Raw genomic sequence first — 18,841 nt, 5'->3', positions numbered from 1 at the left:
ATACGGGCGGGACGCGGCGGGGGGCGCGTCCGGCACGCGGACCGGTCCCGACGGACCGAGGGGGCCCGGACGCTCGGTCGCGTCCGGGCCCCCTCGGGCGGCGGGGTGTGCGTCACCCCCAGGTGATCAGGCGCCTGGGGTCCTCCAGGACGGCCGCGATGTCGGCCAGGACCTTCGAGCCCAGCTCGCCGTCGACGAGCCGGTGGTCGAAGGAGAGCGCCAGCGTCGTGACGTGGCGCGGCTTGACCTTGCCCTTGTGCACCCACGGCTGGAGCTTGATCGCGCCGACCGCGAGGATCGCCGACTCGCCGGGGTTGAGGATCGGCGTGCCGGTGTCGACGCCGAAGACGCCGACGTTGGTGATGGTCACCGTGCCGCCCTGCATGGCCGCCGGGGTCGTCCTGCCCTCGCGGGCGGTGGCGACCAGCTCGCCGAGCGCCGACGCCAGCTCCGGGAGCGTCTTGGCGTGGGCGTCCTTGACGTTCGGCACGATCAGGCCGCGCGGGGTGGCGGCGGCGATGCCCAGGTTGACGTAGTGCTTGACCACGATCTCCTGGGCAGCCTCGTCCCAGGCGGCGTTGATCTCCGGGTTGCGGCGGATCGCGACGAGCAGGGCCTTGGCGACCAGCAGCAGCGGGTTCACCCGCAGCCCCGCCATGTCCTTGTCCGTCTTCAGCTCCTCGACGAGCCGCATGGTGCGGGTCACGTCGACCGTGATGAACTCGGTGACGTGCGGCGCGGTGAACGCCGACCCGACCATGGCCTGCGCCGTGGCCTTCCGCACGCCCTTGATCGGGACGCGGGTCTCCCGCGCGCCGGCCGCGGCCGGCGCGTCCGCCGGGGCGGCGGCGGGCGCGGACCGCGCCTCGTCGGCCGCCGCGGGGGCCGGGGCCTGCGCGGGGGCGGCCGCCTTGTGGACGTCCTCGCGCGTGACGATCCCGCCGGGGCCGGTCGGGACGACCGTCGCCAGGTCCACGCCCAGGTCCCTGGCCAGCTTCCGGACGGGCGGCTTGGCCAGCGGGCGGGCCTGCGGGGCGGGCGCCACCGGGGCGGGGGCGTGGCCGTTCAGCTCGCCCTGGACCGCCGCGCGGGCGGCGGGGGCGGGAGCGGTGGCGGGCTCCTGCCGGCGCGGGCGCCGCCTGGTGGACGACGCGGCCACGCCGTAGCCGACCAGGACCGGCTGGCGGCCCTGCGGCTCGTCCCCGGCCTCCTCCGGGGCGGGGGCGGCGGCCGGGGCCGGGGCGGGGGCCTCCGGCGCGTCCCCGCCCACGTTCACGGAGATGATGACCTCGCCGACGTCGACCGTCGTGCCCTCGGGGAAGCGCAGCTCGTGCACCACCCCGTCGAACGGGCACGGCAGTTCCACGGCCGCCTTCGCCGTCTCGACCTCGCAGACGGCCTGCCCGTCCGTGACGGTGTCACCGGGCTGGACGTACCACTTGAGGATCTCGGCCTCGGTGAGACCCTCGCCGACGTCCGGCATCTTGAACTCGCGGATCACGGGTTGTCCTCTCTCAGTACGCCAGCGCGCGGTCGACGGCGTCGAGCACCCGGTCCAGACCCGGCAGGTACTCCTCCTCCAGCCGGGCCGGCGGGTACGGCGCGTGGTACCCGCCCACCCGCAGCACCGGGGCCTCCAGGTGGTAGAAGCACCGCTCGGTGATCCGGGCGGCGATCTCCGCGCCGGAGCCGAAGAAGACCGGGGCCTCGTGGACGACGACCATGCGGCGGGTCTTCTCGACCGAGGCCTGGAGGGTGTCGAAGTCGATCGGGGAGATCGAGCGCAGGTCCACGACCTCGATCGACCGGCCCTCCTCGGCGGCGGCCGCGGCCGCCTCCAGGCAGGTCTTCACCATCGGGCCGTAGGCGACGAGGGTGAGGTCCGTGCCCTCGCGGGCGACCCGGGCCTCGTGCAGCTCGCCGGGGATGGCCTCGGTGTCGACCTCGCCCTTGTCCCAGTAGCGGCGCTTGGGCTCGAAGAAGATGACCGGGTCGTCGCTCTGGATCGCCTGCTGGAGCATCCAGTAGGCGTCGGAGGGGGTCGCCGGGGTGACGACCTTGAGGCCCGCGACGTGCGCGAAGAGCGACTCGGGCGACTCGGAGTGGTGCTCGACGGCGCCGATGCCGCCGCCGTACGGGATGCGGACGACGACCGGCACCTTCACCGTGCCGAGCGAGCGGGCCCGCATCTTCGCGAGCTGCGTGACGATCTGGTCGTACGCCGGGAAGACGAATCCGTCGAACTGGATCTCCACGACCGGCCGGTAGCCGCGCAGCGCGAGGCCGATGGCGGTGCCCACGATGCCGGACTCGGCGAGCGGGGTGTCGATGACCCGGTCCTCGCCGAAGTCCTTCTGCAGACCGTCGGTGATCCGGAAGACGCCGCCGAGCTTGCCGACGTCCAGGCCCATGACGACGACCTTGGGGTCGGCCTCCAGGGCCGTGCGCAGCGACTCGTTGAGCGCCTTCGCGAGGGGAAGCTTCTGGACAGCCATGACTACTCGCCCTCTCCGTTCGCGAAGGACGCCTGGTAGGCGGCGAACTGCGCGCGCTCCTCGTCGACGAGCGCGTGCCCGTCCGCGTACACGTTGTCGAACATCGCCATGTGCTCCGGCACGGGCATGGCGCGGACGACCTCGCGGACGTGCCTGCCGAGGGCCTCGCTCTCCGCCTCCAGCTCCTCGAACCAGGACGCGTCGGCGTGGCCCTGGGCCTCCAGGTGGCGGCGCAGGCGCAGGATCGGGTCCTTCGCCTCCCAGGCGGCCCGCTCGTCGTCGTGCCGGTAGCGGGTCGGGTCGTCGGAGGTGGTGTGGGCGGCCATGCGGTAGGTGAACGCCTCGATGAGCGTCGGGCCCTCGCCGCGGCGGGCGCGCTCCAGGGCGGAGCGGGTGACCGCGAGACAGGCCAGGACGTCGTTGCCGTCGACGCGGACGCCGGGGAAGCCGAAGCCGTGGGCGCGCTGGTAGAGCGGGACGCGGGTCTGCTTCTCGATGGGTTCGGAGATGGCCCACTGGTTGTTCTGGCAGAAGAACACGACCGGGGCGTTGTAGACGGCGGAGAAGACGAACGACTCGTTGACGTCGCCCTGGCTGGAGGCGCCGTCCCCGAAGTACGCGATCACGGCGGAGTCCGCGCCGTCCTTGGCGATGCCCATGGCGTAACCGGTGGCGTGCAGGGTCTGCGAGCCGAGGACGATCGTGTACAGGTGGAAATTGTTGCCGTTGGGGTCCCAGCCGCCGTTGTTCACCCCGCGGAACATTCCGAGGAGGTTCGTCGGGTCGACCCCGCGGCACCAGGCGACGCCGTGCTCGCGGTAGGTCGGGAAGACGTAGTCGTCGTCGCGCAGGGCCCGGCCGGAGCCGATCTGCGCCGCCTCCTGGCCGAGCAGCGAGGCCCACAGGCCCAGCTCGCCCTGGCGCTGGAGCGCCGTGGCCTCGCCGTCGAAACGGCGGGTCATCAGCATGTCGCGGTACAGGCCGCGCAGCTCCTCGGCGGTCAGGTCGACGTCGTACTCGGGATGCTGGACGCGTTCGCCCTCGGGCGTCAGCAGCTGTACGAGCGGCGGCTCGGAGTCGGAACTCCGCGGCTTCTTCGCGCGCGCGGCGCGCTTGGTGGCACCGCCCGCAGCGGCTTTGGCGCCGCTGCTGGTGCCGCTGCTGCGTCGCGGCTGGCGCGCGGCAGTGCTGTCCACGGTCACGTGCGTGCTCCTCCGTCTGTCCGGGCTCCCGGGATCCGCCGGGTGGCCTGGGGTTCCCCGCTCCTGTGGAGCTCGGGAAAGCGGCTCGCCTGGTCCGTGCGCGGTGCACGGGGTGGGTGCCCTCGGCCGGAGACAGGCGTGACAGTGTCCCGGCGAGCGCCCTGTGGTGAGCACGTTACCCAGTGGGCGGCAATCCGCGAACCCCTATTGACCTGCGATTTTCCTTGGATTTCCAAGTAAGTCGGGCAATGCCGGGGCCGTGCCCGGTCTCGTCGGCGACGCGGCTCGGGCAACTCACTGGTAACAGCCTCACAGGCTGCCGGGACACCGGCACGTTATCCCGCCCACCCCGTCGTCGGGAAGAGTTCACGGGACCGTGATGTGACCCGGGTCATCTCATAGTGACCTAACATCCGAAAAGTGCCGCGCTCACGTGTAACGGCTCCGCCCGCCGCTGCGGACGCGCCCCGCGCCCCCCGGGCACCGCTGGCCCCGCCCCTCCCTCCGGTGTCCGCGCTGCTGCGCCACTACCGCGGGTACGGCGAGCCGCTCTCCTGCACGCCGGTCGCCCAGGGCCTCCTCAACCGCGGCTACCGCCTCACCACCACGCGCGGCACCTTCTTCCTCAAGCAGCACCTGGACGCCCCCACCTCCGACCGGGCCACCATCGCCCGTCAGCACCGCGCGACCGCGCTGCTGCACGCCCTCGGCGTCCCGGTCGCGCCCGCGCTGCCGGACGCCGAGGGCCGCACCGTCTTCCGGCTCGGCGGCCGCTGCTACGCCCTGCACCCCTGGGTGGACGGGCACCACCTCGACGGCGCCCGGCTCACGGCGTCCGGCTCACGGCGGCTCGGCGCCCTGCTCGGCTTCGTCCACACCTGCCTGGAACGCGTCCTCGGCTCGCCCCGGACGCCGGCGCGCGCGTACGGCAGCGCCGACCCCGAGGACACGTTCCGGCTGATCGACGAGCTGCTGGAGCTGGCCGGGAGGCGGCACCGCCGGGTCGCCTTCGACGAGCTGGCCGAGCACCGGCTCCTGGAGCGCCGCCGCCTGCTGGCCGCACACGCGCACCGGCGTCCGGCCGCGCCCGCGGCGGGCGGCTGGGTGCACGGCGACTTCCACCCTCTGAACCTGCTGTACCGGGGGGCCGAGCCGGCCGCGATCGTCGACTGGGACCGGCTGGGGGTGCAGCCGCGCGCCGAGGAGGCGGTCCGGGCCGCGATGATCTTCTACGTCCAGCCGGCGGGCAGGCTGGACCTGGCGAAGGTCCGGGCCTACGCGCGCGCCTACCGGCGGGCCGCCGGGGCCGACGCGGCGGAGATGGCCGCCGCGGTGCACCGGGTGTGGTGGGAGCGGCTCAACGACTTCTGGATACTGCGGTGGCACTACCAGCTGCACGACGCCAGGGCCGACCCGCAGTTCCCCGCGGCGTCGGCCCTGGCGGTCTGGTGGACCCGCGAGTACGACGCGGTGTGCGACGCGTTCGCGGGCTGAGGGGGCGCCGGCGCCTCAGCCGCTGGTGAAGCCGCCGCCGCCGGACGCGGTCCCCATCGTGGTCCCGCCCTGCTGGCCGGAGCCGGTCGTCCCGGTGCTGTCGCCGCCGCCCGTGTCGGTCGAGCCGGTCGTCCCGCCGTCGGCGGAGCCGCCCGTCGTACCGCCGCCCGTGTCGGTCGAGCCGGTCGTCCCGCCGTCGGCGGAGCCGCCCGTCGTACCGCCGCCCGTGTCGGTCGAGCCGGTCGTCCCGCCGTCGGCGGAGCCGCCGGTCGTGCCCGCGTCGCCGGTGTCGCCGCTCGTGGAGGGCGTCGGGTCCTGGCTGTACGACGGCGGCGCCGGGTTCTGCGACGGGGGGGTCCAGCCGCCGCTCCCGCCGGTCGACGTGTCGGGCCGCCGCGTCTCCCCCTCGGACTCCGAGGCGGACGGCGAGGGCGTGGTGCTGCTCGAGACGGACGGCGTCGGGCTGGTGCTCGGCCTTATCTCCGTGCCCGTCGGCGTCTCGCTCGCCTTGACCGCGTACACGATCCCGGCCACGACCGCGACCAGCGCGAACGCGACGAACAGCAGCACCCTGCCGCGGCCGCCGCCCCCGCGCCCCCGGTCGTGCCCCCCCGTGTAGGCGCCGTCGTCGGGGTTCACCGGGGGCAGGATCGGGGCCTGCGAGGTGTCGCCGTGCAGCGGCATCGGCCGGGGCGGCGTCGAGGGGCCGCCGGTGCCCGCCGCGCCCATCACGGCGGTCGCCGCGACGCCGCCGTGCGGGGGTGTGGCCGTCCTCGTGCGGGCCGATCGGGCCGGTGTTCCACGTACCGGTGTGGCCGCCCTCCTCCTGGAGCATGCGCAGCCCGTACTGGATCAGCCCGCGCATCTCCTCGGCGCTCTGGAACCGGTCGTCCGGGTCCTTCGCCAGCGCCCGCATCGCCAGCCCGTCCAGCTCCGGCGGGGCCCCGTCGGACACCCGGGACGGCGGCACCGGCGTGTCCTGCACGTGCTGGTACACGACGGACAGCGGCGTCTCGCCGACGAACGGGGGCCGCAGCGCCAGCAGCTCGTACAGCAGGCAGCCCGTGGCGTACAGGTCGGAACGGTGGTCGACGGCCTTGCCGAGGGCCTGCTCGGGCGACAGGTACTGGGGCGTGCCCATGACCATGCCGGTCTGCGTCATCGTCGTGGACGCCCCGTGCAGGGCCCGGGCGATGCCGAAGTCCATGACCTTGACGGCGCCGCTGCCGGTGATGATGACGTTCGCCGGCTTGATGTCGCGGTGCACGATGCCGTGCTGGTGCGAGTAGGCCAGCGCCTCCAGCACGCCCGACACGATGATGAGCGCCTGCTCGGGCGGCGGCGCCTCCGCGCTGACCAGCAGCTCCCGGATGGTGCGGCCCTCGACCAGCTCCATGACGATGTACGGCACGGCCTGGCCGTTCACCTCGTCCTCGCCGGAGTCGTACACCGCCACGATCGCGTGGTGGTTCAGCCCCGCGACGGACTGCGCCTCGCGCGTGAAGCGGGCCTTGGAGACCGGGTCCTCCGCCAGGTCGGCGCGGAGCAGCTTCACGGCGACCGTCCGGCCCAGCCGCACGTCCTCCGCGGCGAACACCTCGGCCATGCCGCCGCGGCCGAGACGGTGGGTCAGGCGGTAGCGGCCGTCGCCGACCAGGCCGCCGGCACCGAACTCGACGGCGTCACCGCGCCCCGACGCTCCGTCGTCCGACACTCCGCCACCACCTGCTTCGGATCCGGGTGCCATCGTCCTCGCCGTCATTTCCGTTGCTGTCCGCGCGCTGTGCCCGCGAGCGGTGTGCCGCCGTCTTTTCAGGGGTACTTCGCCACGTCACGCTACAGCCTCCGGGTGACGCGCCGGTTCGGGATGGACCGGCCATCCAATCGGCTTCCCGTGCGCCTGTGCAAATTCGGCGGGGCCCGCGTAACGCTTCCGGGACGCTTCCGACGCGTACGGTCACGGAACGGGTGCCCGGCTTGACGTGTCCGCGGCCTGGGGCAGACTTGGCCCGTAAATCCGGGATCACCGCGGACACGCGCGCGTAGGGGGAAGCACGATGAGCCAGGACGGCGCACAGGGCCGCTATGCGGGCGGTTCGGTGGCGAACGGTCGCTACCAGCTGCGCGACCTGCTCGGTGAAGGCGGCATGGCCTCGGTGTACCTGGCGTACGACAGCGCCCTGGACCGGCAGGTCGCCATCAAGACCCTCCACACGGAACTCGGCCGAGAGCAGTCGTTCCGCGAGCGGTTCCGGCGCGAGGCCCAGGCCGTCGCGAAGCTCCAGCACACCAACATCGTGTCGGTCTTCGACACCGGCGAGGACACGGTCGTCTTCAGCGACCCCTCGATGGGCGAGGGCGGCGTCATGCCGTACATCGTCATGGAGTACGTGGAGGGCCGGCCGCTCGGCTCGGTGCTGGCGGACGACGTCCGGCAGTACGGCGCGATGCCCGCCGACAAGGCCCTGAAGGTGACCGCGGACGTGCTGGCCGCGCTGGAGACCAGCCACGAGATGGGCCTAGTCCACCGCGACATCAAGCCGGGCAACGTGATGGTGACCAAGCGCGGCGTCGTCAAGGTCATGGACTTCGGCATCGCCCGCGCCATGCAGTCGGGCGTCACGTCGATGACGCAGACCGGCATGGTCGTCGGCACGCCGCAGTACCTGTCGCCCGAGCAGGCCCTCGGCCGCGGCGTCGACGCCCGCTCCGACCTGTACTCGGTCGGCATCATGCTGTTCCAGCTGCTGACCGGGCGGCTGCCGTTCGACGCCGACTCGCCGCTGGCCATCGCGTACGCGCACGTGCAGGAGGAGCCGGTCGCGCCGTCCTCCGTCAACCGGTCGATCACGCCGGCGATGGACGCGCTCGTCGCGCGGGCGCTGAAGAAGAACCCGAACGAGCGGTTCCCCAGCGCCGCCGCCATGCGCGACGAGTGCCTGCGCGTGCTGTCCGCCGGGCGGGCCGGCGCGCCGGTGATCGTCCCGGGCGCCCCGGTCAGCAGCGGCGCGGGCGTCGGCTCGACGGTGTTCCCGCCGCTGGACCAGTCGCACGCGGACCCTGCGGCGCAGGGCGTCCGGACGCCGTACCAGGCACCGGCGCCGAGCCCGTACGGGCCGCCGACCCCGGCCCCCGCGCCGGCGCCGGCGGCGTACGGCTACCCGCACCAGCCGACGGCCCCGGCGCCCGCCTACCAGACGTCCGCCCCCTACCAGCCGGCGGCGACCGGCGGTGCCGGGGACGGGGGCGGCCGTCGGAACACGCCGCTGCTCGTGGGCGCGATCGTGGCCGCGCTGGTGGCGGTCGGCGGGACGATCACCGCGCTCGCCTTCGACAAGGAGGACCCGTCGGGCACGACGGTGGCGGGTACGCAGCCGAGCGCCGGCGCCGGTACCGGTACCGAGGGCGCCGACTACAAGGGCCCCGACCTCAGCAAGCGCATCGAGACCAAGGAGTGCACGGATCCCGGCGAGGGCGACGACCCGGAGAAGTTCAAGGTCCCGGACTTCCGGTACCGGAACATCACCTCGGTCAAGGAGTGCATCCAGGCGGCCGGCTGGAAGATCACCAAGGAGATCCGGGTGGACGAGAACGTCTACGGCGACGGGACGGTCCTCACCCAGTACCCGCCGCAGGACACCGAGATCAACGCGGACGAGGCCGGCTTCACGCTGGAGGTCTCCACGGGCCGCGGCCAGCGGTAGCGGAGCCGCGGCCCACGGGGACGGGACCGCGGCCGGCGGACGGGCCACGGCCGACCGCGACGGGACCGCGGCCGGCGGTAGCGGAGCCGCGGGGGCGGGACCGCGGCCGGCGGACGGGGCCGCTGCGGGGTTTCCCCGCCGTTCGTTCCGCGTTCGTCCGCGCGCACTGGTCCATTCGGCCGTTTCGGGAGGCCCCGGTGCGGTGCCGTGTGTGATCGTGGGCGGGAACGGGAAACGCCGCGCGAAGGGAGTCGTCCGATGGCTCCACGGGTCCATGCCGGACGGGCGCTCGCACTGGTCTCCCTCCTCCTGTGCGCGGCGGGCTGCCTGGTCCCCGCCGCACACGCGGACGGCGGCGCGTCCCCGTCGCGGTCGAGCACGGCGGGCGGGCCCACCGCGATGACCGTCCCCACGCCGGGGACGGGGACGGCTCCGACACCCACCGCGTCCGGTCCGCAGGGCCGGCCCGGTCCGGGGGCCTCCACCCCGCCGGGTCCTCCCACCGGCTCCCCGACCGGTTCCCCGTCGAGCCCCCCGGCCGGTCCCTCCTCCCCCCGGCCCCGGCGGCCCCGAAGCCGGGTCCCCGTCCCGGCCGGGCACCGGCAGCCCGCGGCCCTCGCTCGCGGGACGGCCCGCCGCAGCCGGACGGGAGCGGCCCGGTCGGCCCGAGTCCCCGTCGCCGGATCCCACCTCCGCCCCGTCCGCCTCCCCGGCCGCCGACCGCACGCGCGACGGGACGGCGACGGACCACGGCCACCACGACGGCTGGGACCCGGGGCCGGAAGGCGTATCGGACGGCGGCTCCCCCGCCGCCGTGCCGCCGTACGACAGCCCCTCCACGGCTGCCTGGGAGCCGCACGGCCGGGCCGCCGAGACCGGTGTCGACCGGCGCGTCCCCGTCCTGACGCTCGGAGCGGGACTCACCCTGATGGGCATCGGCCTGGGCTTCATCGGCCTCCGCGTCCGCCACGTCTGACGTCCCGGCCAGCGCCGGGCCGGCCCCCGGGGCGCGGTGGCGGGTTCGTCCCGCCGCGCCGGGCCTCCCGGCGGCGGGGGGGCGCGGCGCCGCTCCGGCCCGGATCGCGGCCGCCTCAGCCCGGATCGCGGCCACCCCGGGCCGGTGTACGACCGCCTCGGCCCCGTACGCGGCCGTCCCGGGCCGATGCGCGGCCGTGCGGTGCGGATCGCGCCGGTTCGCGCCCCCTGTGCGGGGTGGATCGTCCGCGCCCGGGGGCACACCGTGTGGTGGCGTGTCCGTACGAGAGAATGGCGGCATGGAGATGCCGAGGAATGAACGGTCGCAGGAGACTCCGCAGGTCCTCATCGTCGGGCAGGACGGTATGGCGCTCGGCGGGGGCGGCGAGGGTGACGACGAGGCGCGCGAGACCCCGGTGACGGAGATGGTCGAGCAGCCGGCCAAGGTCATGCGGATCGGCAGCATGATCAAGCAGCTGCTGGAGGAGGTGCGGGCGGCCCCCCTCGACGAGGCCAGCCGTGTCCGGTTGAAGGAGATCCACCACAGTTCGGTGAAGGAGCTGGAGGAGGGGCTGGCTCCGGAGCTCGTCGCGGAACTGGAGCGGCTGTCCCTCCCGTTCACCGACGAGGCGATCCCGTCCGAGGCGGAACTGCGGATCGCCCAGGCCCAGTTGGTCGGCTGGCTGGAGGGCCTCTTCCACGGCATCCAGACGGCGCTGTTCGCCCAGCAGATGGCGGCCCGCGCCCAGTTGGAGCAGATGCGTCGGGCCCTTCCCCCGGGCATGGCCGTGTCGCAGGACGACGAGGGGCACGGCCGCGCCCGGTCGGGCGGCCCCTACCTGTGAGCCCACGGCATCACGGGCGGCCCGGCACACGGCATGTGTGCCGGGCCGCCCGCCGAACGGCCGTCAGGCGTCCGCGTCCCTGATCAGCAGCACCTTGCCGACGTGGGCGCCGTCCTCCAGCACCCGGTGGGCCTCCGCCGCCTTCGCCAGCGGAAGCGTGCGGTGCACGACGGGGCGGACCGTGCCCGCCTCGACGAGCGGCCAGACGTGCTCCCGTACGGCGGCGACGATGGCCGCCTTCTCCTCCGGCGGCCGCTGGCGCAGCGAGGTCGCCGTCACGGCGGCCCGCTTGGCGAGCAGCGCCCCGAGGTTCAACTCGCCCTTGACGCCGCCCTGGAGGCCGATGACGGCGAGTCGGCCGTTCACCGCGAGCGCCCTGACGTTCGGCTCCAGATACTTGGCGCCCATGATGTCGAGGATGACGTCCGCACCCGCTCCGTCCGTGGCCCGGCGCAGTTCGTCGACGAAGTCCTGGGTACGGTAGTCGATCAGGATGTCCGCGCCCAGCTCGGCGCAGCGGGCCAGCTTCTCCGGACCGCCGGCGGTCACCGCGACCCGGGCGCCGACCGCCTTGCCGAGCTGGATCGCCATCGTCCCGATGCCGCTGGCACCGCCATGCACCAGCAGGGTCTCGCCGGGCCGCAGGCGGGCCGCCATGAAGACGTTCGACCAGACGGTCGCGGTGACCTCCGGCAGCGCCGCCGCCGTCACCGGGTCGAGGCCCTTCGGCACCGGAAGCAGCTGGCCGACCGGGACGGCCACCCTCTCGGCGTACCCGCCGCCCGCGAGCAGCGCGCACACCTCGTCGCCGACGGTCCAGCCGGAGACGCCGGGCCCCAGCGCGGCGATCCGCCCCGAGCACTCGAGGCCGGGGTACGGGGACGCGCCCGGCGGAGGGTCGTAGAAGCCCCGCCGCTGGAGCAGGTCGGCGCGGTTGACGGCTCCGGCCACCACGTCGACGAGGACCTCGCCCTCTCCGGGGACGGGGTCGGGCACCTCGGTCCAGACGAGCACCTCGGGGCCGCCGGGTTCGGGAATCGTGATCGCACGCATGGCCGCGAGGCTACTCCGCCGGTGTGGCCGTCGAGGAGCCGTTCCACGCCGCGCCCTTCAGCGGGGCCGCCACGCCGTTGGCCCCCTTCGACCGTTTGATCGCGATGACCCGGTCGGTCAGCTGGAGCGGACTGGCCTCCGGATCGTCATAGCCGATCAGACGGTGGCCGCGCAGTACGCTCACCACCAGGTCCTCGGTGTCCCGGACGCTCCGGCCGGCCTCCGCCCTGGTCACCGGCCGCTCGACGATGTCGAGGCCGGTGCCCTGGTGGATCAGGTCCTCCAGCACCGTTCCCGCGCTGGGACTCAGCACGGACAGACCGAGCAGCCGTCCCGCGGCGCTGGCGCTGGTGATGACGGCGTCCGCCCCGGACTGGCGCAGCAGCGGGGCGTTCTCCTCCTCACGCACCGCGGCGATGATCTTGACGCCCCTGTTGAGCTGACGTGCCGTGAGGGTGACGAGGACGGCGGTGTCGTCCCGCTGGGTGGCGACGATGATCTGGCGGGCCCTCTGGGCCTCGGCACGGAGGAGCACATCGCTGCGGGTGCCGTCGCCGACGACGCCGGTCAACCCCTCCGCGTTGACCATTTCGATCACTTTGCTGCTCGGGTCGACCACCACGACCTGCTGCTTCTTCAGCCCCGTGGCCATCAGGGTCTCCAGCGCGGAGCGCCCCTTCGTACCGAATCCGACGACGACCGTGTGGTCTCGCAAGGCCAACCTCCAACGCTTCTGGCGCCACTCCTCACGGGTGCGCTCGGCCAGTACCTCCAGGGTGGTGCCGACCAGGATGATCAGGAAGAGCACGCGCAGCGGGGTCACGACCAGCACGTTGACCAGCCGGGCGGCGTCGCTCGCCGGCACGATGTCGCCGTACCCGGTCGTCGAGAGCGTCACCGTGGCGTAGTAGACGGCGTCGAGCAGACCGACCTGCCCGTCGACGTTGTCCTTGTACCCGCTGCGGTCGGCCACGACGATCAGGACCGTCACGAGCAGGACGAGCAGGGCGAGGGCCAGCCGCTGGCCCACCTGCCTCAGCGGATGCTCGACGATCCTCCTCGGCAGACTGATCCGGCCGGTGGCCAGCTGGTCCTCCTCCTGGCTAGCGCGGGCTTCCCTGCTGGGATGTTTCACGTGAAACGCCCCCCTTGGGCCGGGGTCGGGGTGGACGCCGTCCACGGGAGGTCGAGGACTTCCAGTTCGTCGCCGGGCCGGGCGCCGCCCGGCGGTACGACGGCGAGCCCGTCGGCGGCGGCGAGCCCGCGCAGCATGGCGGGACCGGTGTAGCGGAGGGGTACGGCCTCCCCGGCGCGGAAGGCGACGGGCACCAGGCGGGTGTCGCGGGGGTGGCCGCGCGCCTCGTCGCGCACGGGTGCCCAGAGTGGCTCCAGGGCGACCCTCCCTGAGAGGCCGCACAGCAGCGGCTCGGCGAGGGTGAGCAGCGCGGAGACGGCCGCCAGCGGATTGCCGGGCAGGCCGACGAGGTACCGGGAGGCGGCGAGGCGGGCCAGCAGCATGGGGTGCCCCGGCCGCACCCGTACGCCGTCGACGAGGAGCTCGGCACCCGTCTTGAGCAGGACGGGGCGGACGTGGTCGACCGGCCCGGCGGCGGTGCCCCCGGTGGTGACGACGAGGTCGGCGCTCGTTCCGGCGACGGCCTCGTGCAGCGCCTCCTCGTCGTCACCGACGCGCCGCACGGCGACGATCTCGGCGCCCAGGGAGCGCAGCCAGGGGCCGAGCATGGGCCCGAGCACGTCCCGGATGAGCCCGTCGCGCGGGATGCCCGAGGCGAGCAACTCGTCGCCGAGGACGAGGACTTCGGTGCGGGGTGGTTCGACGGTGGCCAGCTCGTCGTACCCGGCGGCGGCCGCCAGGCCGAGCGCGGCCGGGGTGACGACCGTGGCGGCGGGAAGCAGTTCGTCGCCCCTGCGGCACTCCTGGCCGCGCGGGCGGATGTCCTGGCCGGGCACCACCTCGTACCGCGCGTGCAGGTGGCCGCCCGGCCCGGTGCCGGAGCGGTCGCCGCGCGCCGCTTCGGCGCGGGCGTGTTCGGAGCGGATGACGGCGGTGGTGTCGGCGGGGACGCGGGCGCCCGTCGCGATGCGCACCGCGACGCCGTCGGGCAGCACGGGGATCCCGCCGCGGCCGGCGAGGACCGAGTCGTCCGTGCGGACCTCCCACGGCCCGGGACCGGCGACCGCCCAGCCGTCCATGGCGGAGGTGTCGAACGGCGGCAGGTCGGTGAGGGCGGTCAGCGGCGCGGCGAGGACCCGTCCGAGCGCCTCGTGGAGGGGGACGCGGCGGGTGCGGAGGGCCGTGTGGCGGCCGGCCCGGGCGGCGACGGCGCGGGCCTGGTTCCACGGCGTGTCGCGGGGCCCGGGCGGAGGGGGCCCGGCGGGGCGGGTCTGCGCTCTGCCGACCAGGGCGAGGGCTTCGTCGACGCCGTCGACGTCCGGCTCGGTCATCCCGCGTCGGCCTCGCTCGCCCAGCGGTCCGCCAGCGCGGCCGCCTTCCGGGCCGCCTCCGCCACGGCCTGCGGTCCGTCGCCCTCCGCCTTGGCCGCCGCGTACCCCACGAGGAAGGTGGTGAGCGGCGCGGCGGGCCGGGCGACGCCGTGGGCGGCGTCGCGGGCCAGGTCGAGCAGCAGGGTGGTGTCGACGTCGAGTTCGATGCCGAGCTCGGCCTTGACCGTGGTCATCCATTCGTCCAGCACGTTCCCATGCTCCCTGATGCGGGCCCGGGCCGCGGCGAGATCTTCCCAGGTGTCGCAGTCGAAGGCGGCGAGCGGCCGGGCGGGAACCCGGGCGAGGTCCAGTTCCTGTGTCAGCAGACGCAGGGGCAACCCGGAGAGGGGACCGTGCTCGGTGGCGAGGAGGGCGATCTCGCGGCGCAGCGGTTCGGTTCGGTAGGCGGCGACGAGGGGCTGGTCGCGGCCGTCCTCGTCGACGGCCAGGACGGCCTCGGCGGTCGACGCGGCGAGAGCGCCGACGAGGTGCCGTACGGCCGCGCGGTCCAGGAACGGAAGGTCGCCACCGAGGACGACGAGCGCGTCGGCGTCGACGTGCCGCACCCCGGCGGCCAGGGCGGCGACGGGTCCGCCCCCCGGTGGTTCCTCCCGGGCCCAGACGACGGGCCGGGCGGTCGGCCGCCGGCCGCCGACCACCACGGCCCGCCCGGCGTCGCGGCAGGCGTGCAGCACCCGGTCGAGCAGGGTGCGTCCACCGACGCTCAGGCCGGGCTTGTCCGCGCCACCGAGCCGCCTCGCGGCTCCTCCCGCCAGCACGACGGCGTCGAATCGGGTCACGTGCCCAGTATGGTCGCCGCCGTGGCGGAGCGGACAGCGCCCCGGCGTCCTGACGGGGCCCGGCCTCCGGGAGAGGACGGCCGGGCCCCGGGCCTACAGGGTGCGCAGCAGCACCGCGGGGTGCTCGACGCAGTCGGCGACGTACCGTAGGAAGCCGCCCGCCGTACCGCCGTCGCACACCCGGTGGTCGAACGCGAGGGACAGCTGCACGACCTGACGGACGGCCAGCCCGCCGTTGTGCACCCACGGCTTCGGAATGATCCGGCCGACGCCGAGCATCGCCGCCTCGGGGTGGTTGATGATCGGCGTGGAGCCGTCGACGCCGAACACGCCGTAGTTGTTCAGCGTGAACGTGCCGCCCGTCAGGTCGGCCGGGGACAGGGTGCCCGCGCGCGCCACCTCGGTGAGGCGGGCGAACTCCGCCGTGAGGTCCTCGGCGGAGCGGGTGTGAGCGTCGCGGACGACGGGCACGACCAGGCCGCGGTCGGTCTGGGCCGCGAAGCCCAGGTGCACCTCGGGCAGCCGGACGATCTCACGGGAGTCGAGGTCGACGCGGGAGTTCAGCTCCGGGTAGCGGGCGAGTGCGGCCGTGCAGATCCGGGCCATCAGCGCCAGTAGGGAGATCTTCGGTCCCCCGGCGGCGTTCATCGCGGCTCGCGCCGCCATGAGTTCCGTCGCGTCGGCGTCGACCCAGCAGGTGGCGTCGGGGATCTCCTGGCGGCTGCGGGTCAGCTTGTCGGCGACGGCTCCACGCACCCCGCGCAGCGGAATCCGCTCGGCGACGGCCGCCCCCGCGGCGGAGGCGGTCGGCACGGGCCGCGCCGGGGCGGTCTCCGCCGGGGCCGCGGCGGCGGCCGAGGCCCGTTCGACGTCGGCCCGCAGGATCAGCCCGTCCGGGCCGGAACCGTGCAGCCGCCGCAGGTCGACCCCGCGCTCCCGGGCGAGCTTCCGCACGAGCGGCGAGACCACCGGGACCGGTCCCTCCGCAGGCGCGGCGGGCGCCGGTGCGGGAACGGCGGCCCGGGGCGCGGACGCGGCGATCGGCGCCGCCGGGCGGACGCGCCGCCTGCGGGCGGACGCCGCGCTGGTGCCGTAGCCGACCAGCACGTTCCCCGAGCCCTCGTCGGCGGGTGCGGCGCACCCCCCGACGGTCTCCGCCTCCGGGGTCGCATCCGGCTGCCTAGGCTCCCCGGAGGCGGCCGGTGCCTCCGCGGCACCGACGGCGACGGTCAGCAGCGGAGCGCCGACCGGCAGTTCCTCGCCCTCCTCGCCGAAGCGGGCGGTGACGACGCCGCCGTACGGGCAGGGGACCTCCACCATCGCCTTGGCCGTCTCGACCTCCACGACCGGCTGGTCGATGGCGACGACGTCCCCGACCGAGACGAGCCACCGCACGATCTCGGCCTCGGTGAGCCCCTCACCGAGGTCCGGCAACCTGAACTCCAGCACCTGGGTCATCAGCTCGCCGCCTCCCACTGGAGCCGGGCGACCGCGTCCAGGACCCGGTCCACACCCGGCAGGTGATGCCGCTCCAGCATGGGCGGCGGGTACGGGATGTCGAACCCGGCCACCCGCAGCACCGGGGCCTCCAGGTGGTGGAAGCACCGCTCGGTGACCCGGGCGGCGATCTCCGCACCCGGCCCGGCGAAGCCGGTGGCCTCGTGCACGACGATCGCGCGTCCCGTGCGCCGCACCGACGCGCAGACGGTCTCGTCGTCGAACGGCACCAGCGAGCGCAGGTCCACGACCTCCAGGTCCCAGCCCTCCGCCTGTGCCGCCTCGGCCGCCTCCAGGCAGACCGGTACGGACGGGCCGTACGTGATCAGCGTGGCGCTGCGGCCGCTGCGGCGCACCACGGCGCGGCCGATCGGCTCCACCGCGGCCGGGCTCTCGGGCGACCAGTCGGACTTCGACCAGTACAGCCGCTTCGGCTCCAGGAAGACGACCGGGTCGTCGGAGGCGATGGCGGCGCGGAGCAGTCCGTAGGCGTCCTCGACCGTCGCGGGGGTGACGACGTGGAGCCCCGGGGTCGCCATGTAGTACACCTCGGAGGAGTCGCTGTGGTGCTCGACACCGCCGATCCCGCCGCCGTACGGGACGCGGACGACCAGCGGCATCGGCATCGCGCCGCGCGTGCGGTTCCGCATCTTGGCGACATGGCTGAGGAGCTGCTCGAAGGCGGGGTAGGCGAAGGCGTCGAACTGCATTTCGACGACCGGCCGCAGCCCGTACATCGCCATGCCGACGGCCGTGCCGAGGATGCCGGCCTCGGCGAGCGGCGTGTCCGCGCAGCGGTCCTCGCCGAACTCCTCGGCGAGTCCGTCGGTGACGCGGAAGACGCCGCCCAGCGTGCCGACGTCCTCGCCCATGACGTACACCGTCGGGTCCTCGGCCATCGCGTCGCGCATGGCCCGCTGGAGGGCCTGCGCCATGGTGGCGGGCTTGGCCGCCCGCTTGGCTGCCACGGTGGTCATCGGTCGTCGCCTTCCGCTTCGGCGTCCAGCTCGGCCCGCAGCTGCGCGGCCTGCTCCCTCAGCTGCGCGGTCTGCTCCGCGTAGACGTGGGTGAACAGGTCCACGGGGTCGAGCCGGGCGTCGGCGTTCATCCGCTCGCGCAGCCGCGCGGCCATCGTCTCGGCCTCTTCGGCCGCTTCCCGGATGCCCTCCTCGTCGATGAGGCCGCGCTCCGTCAGCTCCCGCTCCAGGAGCTCGACCGGGTCGTGCCGCCGCCACGCCTCGACCTCGGCGTCCCCGCGGTACCGGGTCGCGTCGTCGGCGTTGGTGTGGGCGTCGAGGCGGTACGTCACGGCCTCGACGAGCGTGGGGCCGCCGCCGCGCCGGGCGCGGGCCACCGCCTCGGAGAGGACCTGGTGGACGGCGGCCGCGTCGTTGCCGTCGACGAGCCGGCCCGGCATGCCGTAACCGACCGCCTTGTGGGCGAGCGACGGGGCAGCGGTCTGCTTGTGGAGCGGCACGGAGATCGCGAAGCCGTTGTTCTGCACGAGGAAGACGACGGGGGTCTGCCACACGGCGGCGAAGTTCAGCGCCTCGTGGAAGTCGCCCTCGCTGGTGCCGCCGTCGCCGATCATGGCCAGCGCCACGACGTCGTCGCCCTTGAGGCGTGCGGCGTGGGCCAGGCCCACGGCGTGCGGGAGCTGCGTGGCGAGCGGGGTGCACAGGGGGGCGATGCGGCACTCGCGCGGGTCGTATCCGGTGTGCCAGTCGCCCCGCAGCAGCGTCAGCGCCTCGACGGGGTCCAGTCCGCGCGCCACGGCGGCCAGGGTGTCCCGGTACGACGGGAACAGCCAGTCCCGCTCCTCCAGGACGAGCGCGGCGGCCACCTCGCAGGCCTCCTGACCCGTGCTGGACGGGTACACGGCCAGCCGTCCCTGCTTGGTGAGCGCGGTCGCCTGCGTGTTGTACCGGCGGCCGCGCACCAGCTCGGCGTAGAGCCGGCGCAGGACGTCGGGCGCGAAGTCGGCGGCGGCGTCCGTGCCCAGCACCCGGTACGGCTCGGGGTCCGGGAGCAGCGGCGCGGGGTCCGTGCGCGGCTTCCACGCCGGCGGCGGACCGGGACGGTAAGAGGCCGCGCCGGGCAGCTCTTGGACCGTCATGACAGCACCTCCTCGTGGGAGTGGGCGTAAGCCCCGGGGACGGCGCGAATGTGGCACGCCTCACCTACCGATTGTTCGGTCGTGGAGCCATTCTGGCTACAGGGCCCCCGATCCTGTGGACAAACGGTTTTGCACAGCCCGGGGACAGGGCATCT

Annotated in this window: 14 protein-coding genes and 1 pseudogene; 4 read left to right on the top strand and 11 right to left on the bottom strand. The window is 74.5% G+C overall.

From position 1 onward, the window contains the following. Positions 1 to 112: 112 nt before the first annotated feature. Genes LUW75_RS12745 through pdhA (LUW75_RS12735) form a run of 3 tightly spaced genes read right to left on the bottom strand, consistent with a single transcriptional unit; the run spans position 113 to position 3,697 of the window. Positions 113 to 1,483 carry a dihydrolipoamide acetyltransferase family protein gene (locus tag LUW75_RS12745; RefSeq protein ID WP_250337648.1) on the bottom strand — a complete coding sequence of 457 codons (1,371 nt, stop codon included), beginning with the start codon at positions 1,481 to 1,483 and terminating at the stop codon, positions 113 to 115. Between the two features lie 31 nt (positions 1,484 to 1,514). Further along, positions 1,515 to 2,495, bottom strand: a complete 981-nt coding sequence (locus LUW75_RS12740) for an alpha-ketoacid dehydrogenase subunit beta (RefSeq protein ID WP_250335707.1) — start codon at positions 2,493 to 2,495, stop codon at positions 1,515 to 1,517. Between the two features lie 2 nt (positions 2,496 to 2,497). Continuing rightward, positions 2,498 to 3,697, bottom strand: coding sequence for a pyruvate dehydrogenase (acetyl-transferring) E1 component subunit alpha (gene pdhA, locus LUW75_RS12735; protein WP_250335706.1), 1,200 nt, complete (start codon positions 3,695 to 3,697; stop codon positions 2,498 to 2,500). 420 nt (positions 3,698 to 4,117) lie between these two features. On the opposite strand from pdhA (LUW75_RS12735), the gene LUW75_RS12730 reads away from it, so the two are divergent. Further along, positions 4,118 to 5,191, top strand: a complete 1,074-nt coding sequence (locus LUW75_RS12730; protein ID WP_462933728.1) for a phosphotransferase — start codon at positions 4,118 to 4,120, stop codon at positions 5,189 to 5,191. 15 nt (positions 5,192 to 5,206) lie between these two features. On the opposite strand, the pseudogene LUW75_RS12725 reads toward LUW75_RS12730, so the two are convergent. Further along, a pseudogene (locus LUW75_RS12725) lies at positions 5,207 to 6,938 on the bottom strand (protein kinase domain-containing protein). Between the two features lie 310 nt (positions 6,939 to 7,248). On the opposite strand from LUW75_RS12725, the gene LUW75_RS12720 reads away from it, so the two are divergent. The 3 genes from LUW75_RS12720 to LUW75_RS12705 all read left to right on the top strand — a co-directional run bounded on the left by LUW75_RS12720 (position 7,249) and on the right by LUW75_RS12705 (position 10,715). Then, on the top strand, positions 7,249 to 8,895 hold the full coding sequence (locus LUW75_RS12720) for a protein kinase domain-containing protein (RefSeq protein ID WP_250335705.1): 1,647 nt from the start codon (positions 7,249 to 7,251) through the stop codon (positions 8,893 to 8,895). Positions 8,896 to 9,709: 814 nt separating this feature from the next. Beyond that, positions 9,710 to 9,871, top strand: a complete 162-nt coding sequence (locus tag LUW75_RS12710) for a hypothetical protein (protein WP_250337796.1) — start codon at positions 9,710 to 9,712, stop codon at positions 9,869 to 9,871. A 298-nt stretch (positions 9,872 to 10,169) separates the two neighbouring features. Further along, complete coding sequence (locus LUW75_RS12705) at positions 10,170 to 10,715, top strand: bacterial proteasome activator family protein (RefSeq protein ID WP_284453831.1); 546 nt, start codon at positions 10,170 to 10,172, stop codon at positions 10,713 to 10,715. Between the two features lie 63 nt (positions 10,716 to 10,778). On the opposite strand, the gene LUW75_RS12700 is transcribed toward LUW75_RS12705, so the two are convergent. The 7 genes from LUW75_RS12700 to pdhA (LUW75_RS12670) all read right to left on the bottom strand — a co-directional run bounded on the left by LUW75_RS12700 (position 10,779) and on the right by pdhA (LUW75_RS12670) (position 18,686). Further along, positions 10,779 to 11,768 (bottom strand): NAD(P)H-quinone oxidoreductase, encoded by a 990-nt coding sequence (locus LUW75_RS12700; RefSeq protein WP_250335704.1) that lies wholly within the window; start codon positions 11,766 to 11,768, stop codon positions 10,779 to 10,781. Positions 11,769 to 11,778: 10 nt separating this feature from the next. Next, positions 11,779 to 12,903, bottom strand: a complete 1,125-nt coding sequence (locus LUW75_RS12695) for a potassium channel family protein (protein ID WP_250335703.1) — start codon at positions 12,901 to 12,903, stop codon at positions 11,779 to 11,781. Beyond that, positions 12,900 to 14,234, bottom strand: a complete 1,335-nt coding sequence (locus LUW75_RS12690) for a molybdopterin molybdotransferase MoeA (RefSeq protein ID WP_250335702.1) — start codon at positions 14,232 to 14,234, stop codon at positions 12,900 to 12,902. Before LUW75_RS12690 ends, LUW75_RS12695 begins: the two co-directional genes overlap by 4 nt. Continuing rightward, the gene (locus tag LUW75_RS12685; RefSeq protein ID WP_250335701.1) at positions 14,231 to 15,073 is read right to left on the bottom strand and encodes an NTP transferase domain-containing protein; all 843 of its coding nucleotides are present in this window, start codon (positions 15,071 to 15,073) and stop codon (positions 14,231 to 14,233) included. The genes LUW75_RS12690 and LUW75_RS12685 overlap by 4 nt, the downstream gene beginning before the upstream one ends. 93 nt (positions 15,074 to 15,166) lie before the next feature. After that, complete coding sequence (locus tag LUW75_RS12680; protein WP_250335700.1) at positions 15,167 to 16,531, bottom strand: dihydrolipoamide acetyltransferase family protein; 1,365 nt, start codon at positions 16,529 to 16,531, stop codon at positions 15,167 to 15,169. Beyond that, positions 16,531 to 17,547 carry an alpha-ketoacid dehydrogenase subunit beta gene (locus tag LUW75_RS12675; protein ID WP_250335699.1) on the bottom strand — a complete coding sequence of 339 codons (1,017 nt, stop codon included), beginning with the start codon at positions 17,545 to 17,547 and terminating at the stop codon, positions 16,531 to 16,533. The genes LUW75_RS12680 and LUW75_RS12675 overlap by 1 nt, the downstream gene beginning before the upstream one ends. Then, positions 17,544 to 18,686 carry a pyruvate dehydrogenase (acetyl-transferring) E1 component subunit alpha gene (gene pdhA / locus LUW75_RS12670; protein WP_250335698.1) on the bottom strand — a complete coding sequence of 381 codons (1,143 nt, stop codon included), beginning with the start codon at positions 18,684 to 18,686 and terminating at the stop codon, positions 17,544 to 17,546. The genes LUW75_RS12675 and pdhA (LUW75_RS12670) overlap by 4 nt, the downstream gene beginning before the upstream one ends. Positions 18,687 to 18,841 lie beyond the last annotated feature (155 nt).

It is taken from the genome of Streptomyces sp. MRC013 (assembly GCF_023614235.1).
Taxonomy (GTDB): Bacteria; Actinomycetota; Actinomycetes; order Streptomycetales; family Streptomycetaceae; genus Streptomyces.
This window is presented reverse-complemented; position numbering and strand designations above follow the sequence as displayed.

Coding starts and splice junctions, on each gene's coding strand:
- LUW75_RS12745 (WP_250337648.1), bottom strand. CDS start 1,483: ATGCCGGACGTCGGCGAGGGTCTCACCGAGGCCGAGATCCTCAAGTGG.
- LUW75_RS12740 (WP_250335707.1), bottom strand. CDS start 2,495: ATGGCTGTCCAGAAGCTTCCCCTCGCGAAGGCGCTCAACGAGTCGCTG.
- LUW75_RS12720 (WP_250335705.1), top strand. CDS start 7,249: ATGAGCCAGGACGGCGCACAGGGCCGCTATGCGGGCGGTTCGGTGGCG.
- LUW75_RS12705 (WP_284453831.1), top strand. CDS start 10,170: ATGGAGATGCCGAGGAATGAACGGTCGCAGGAGACTCCGCAGGTCCTC.
- LUW75_RS12700 (WP_250335704.1), bottom strand. CDS start 11,768: ATGCGTGCGATCACGATTCCCGAACCCGGCGGCCCCGAGGTGCTCGTC.
- LUW75_RS12690 (WP_250335702.1), bottom strand. CDS start 14,234: ATGACCGAGCCGGACGTCGACGGCGTCGACGAAGCCCTCGCCCTGGTC.
- LUW75_RS12680 (WP_250335700.1), bottom strand. CDS start 16,531: ATGACCCAGGTGCTGGAGTTCAGGTTGCCGGACCTCGGTGAGGGGCTC.
- LUW75_RS12675 (WP_250335699.1), bottom strand. CDS start 17,547: ATGACCACCGTGGCAGCCAAGCGGGCGGCCAAGCCCGCCACCATGGCG.
- pdhA (WP_250335698.1), bottom strand. CDS start 18,686: ATGACGGTCCAAGAGCTGCCCGGCGCGGCCTCTTACCGTCCCGGTCCG.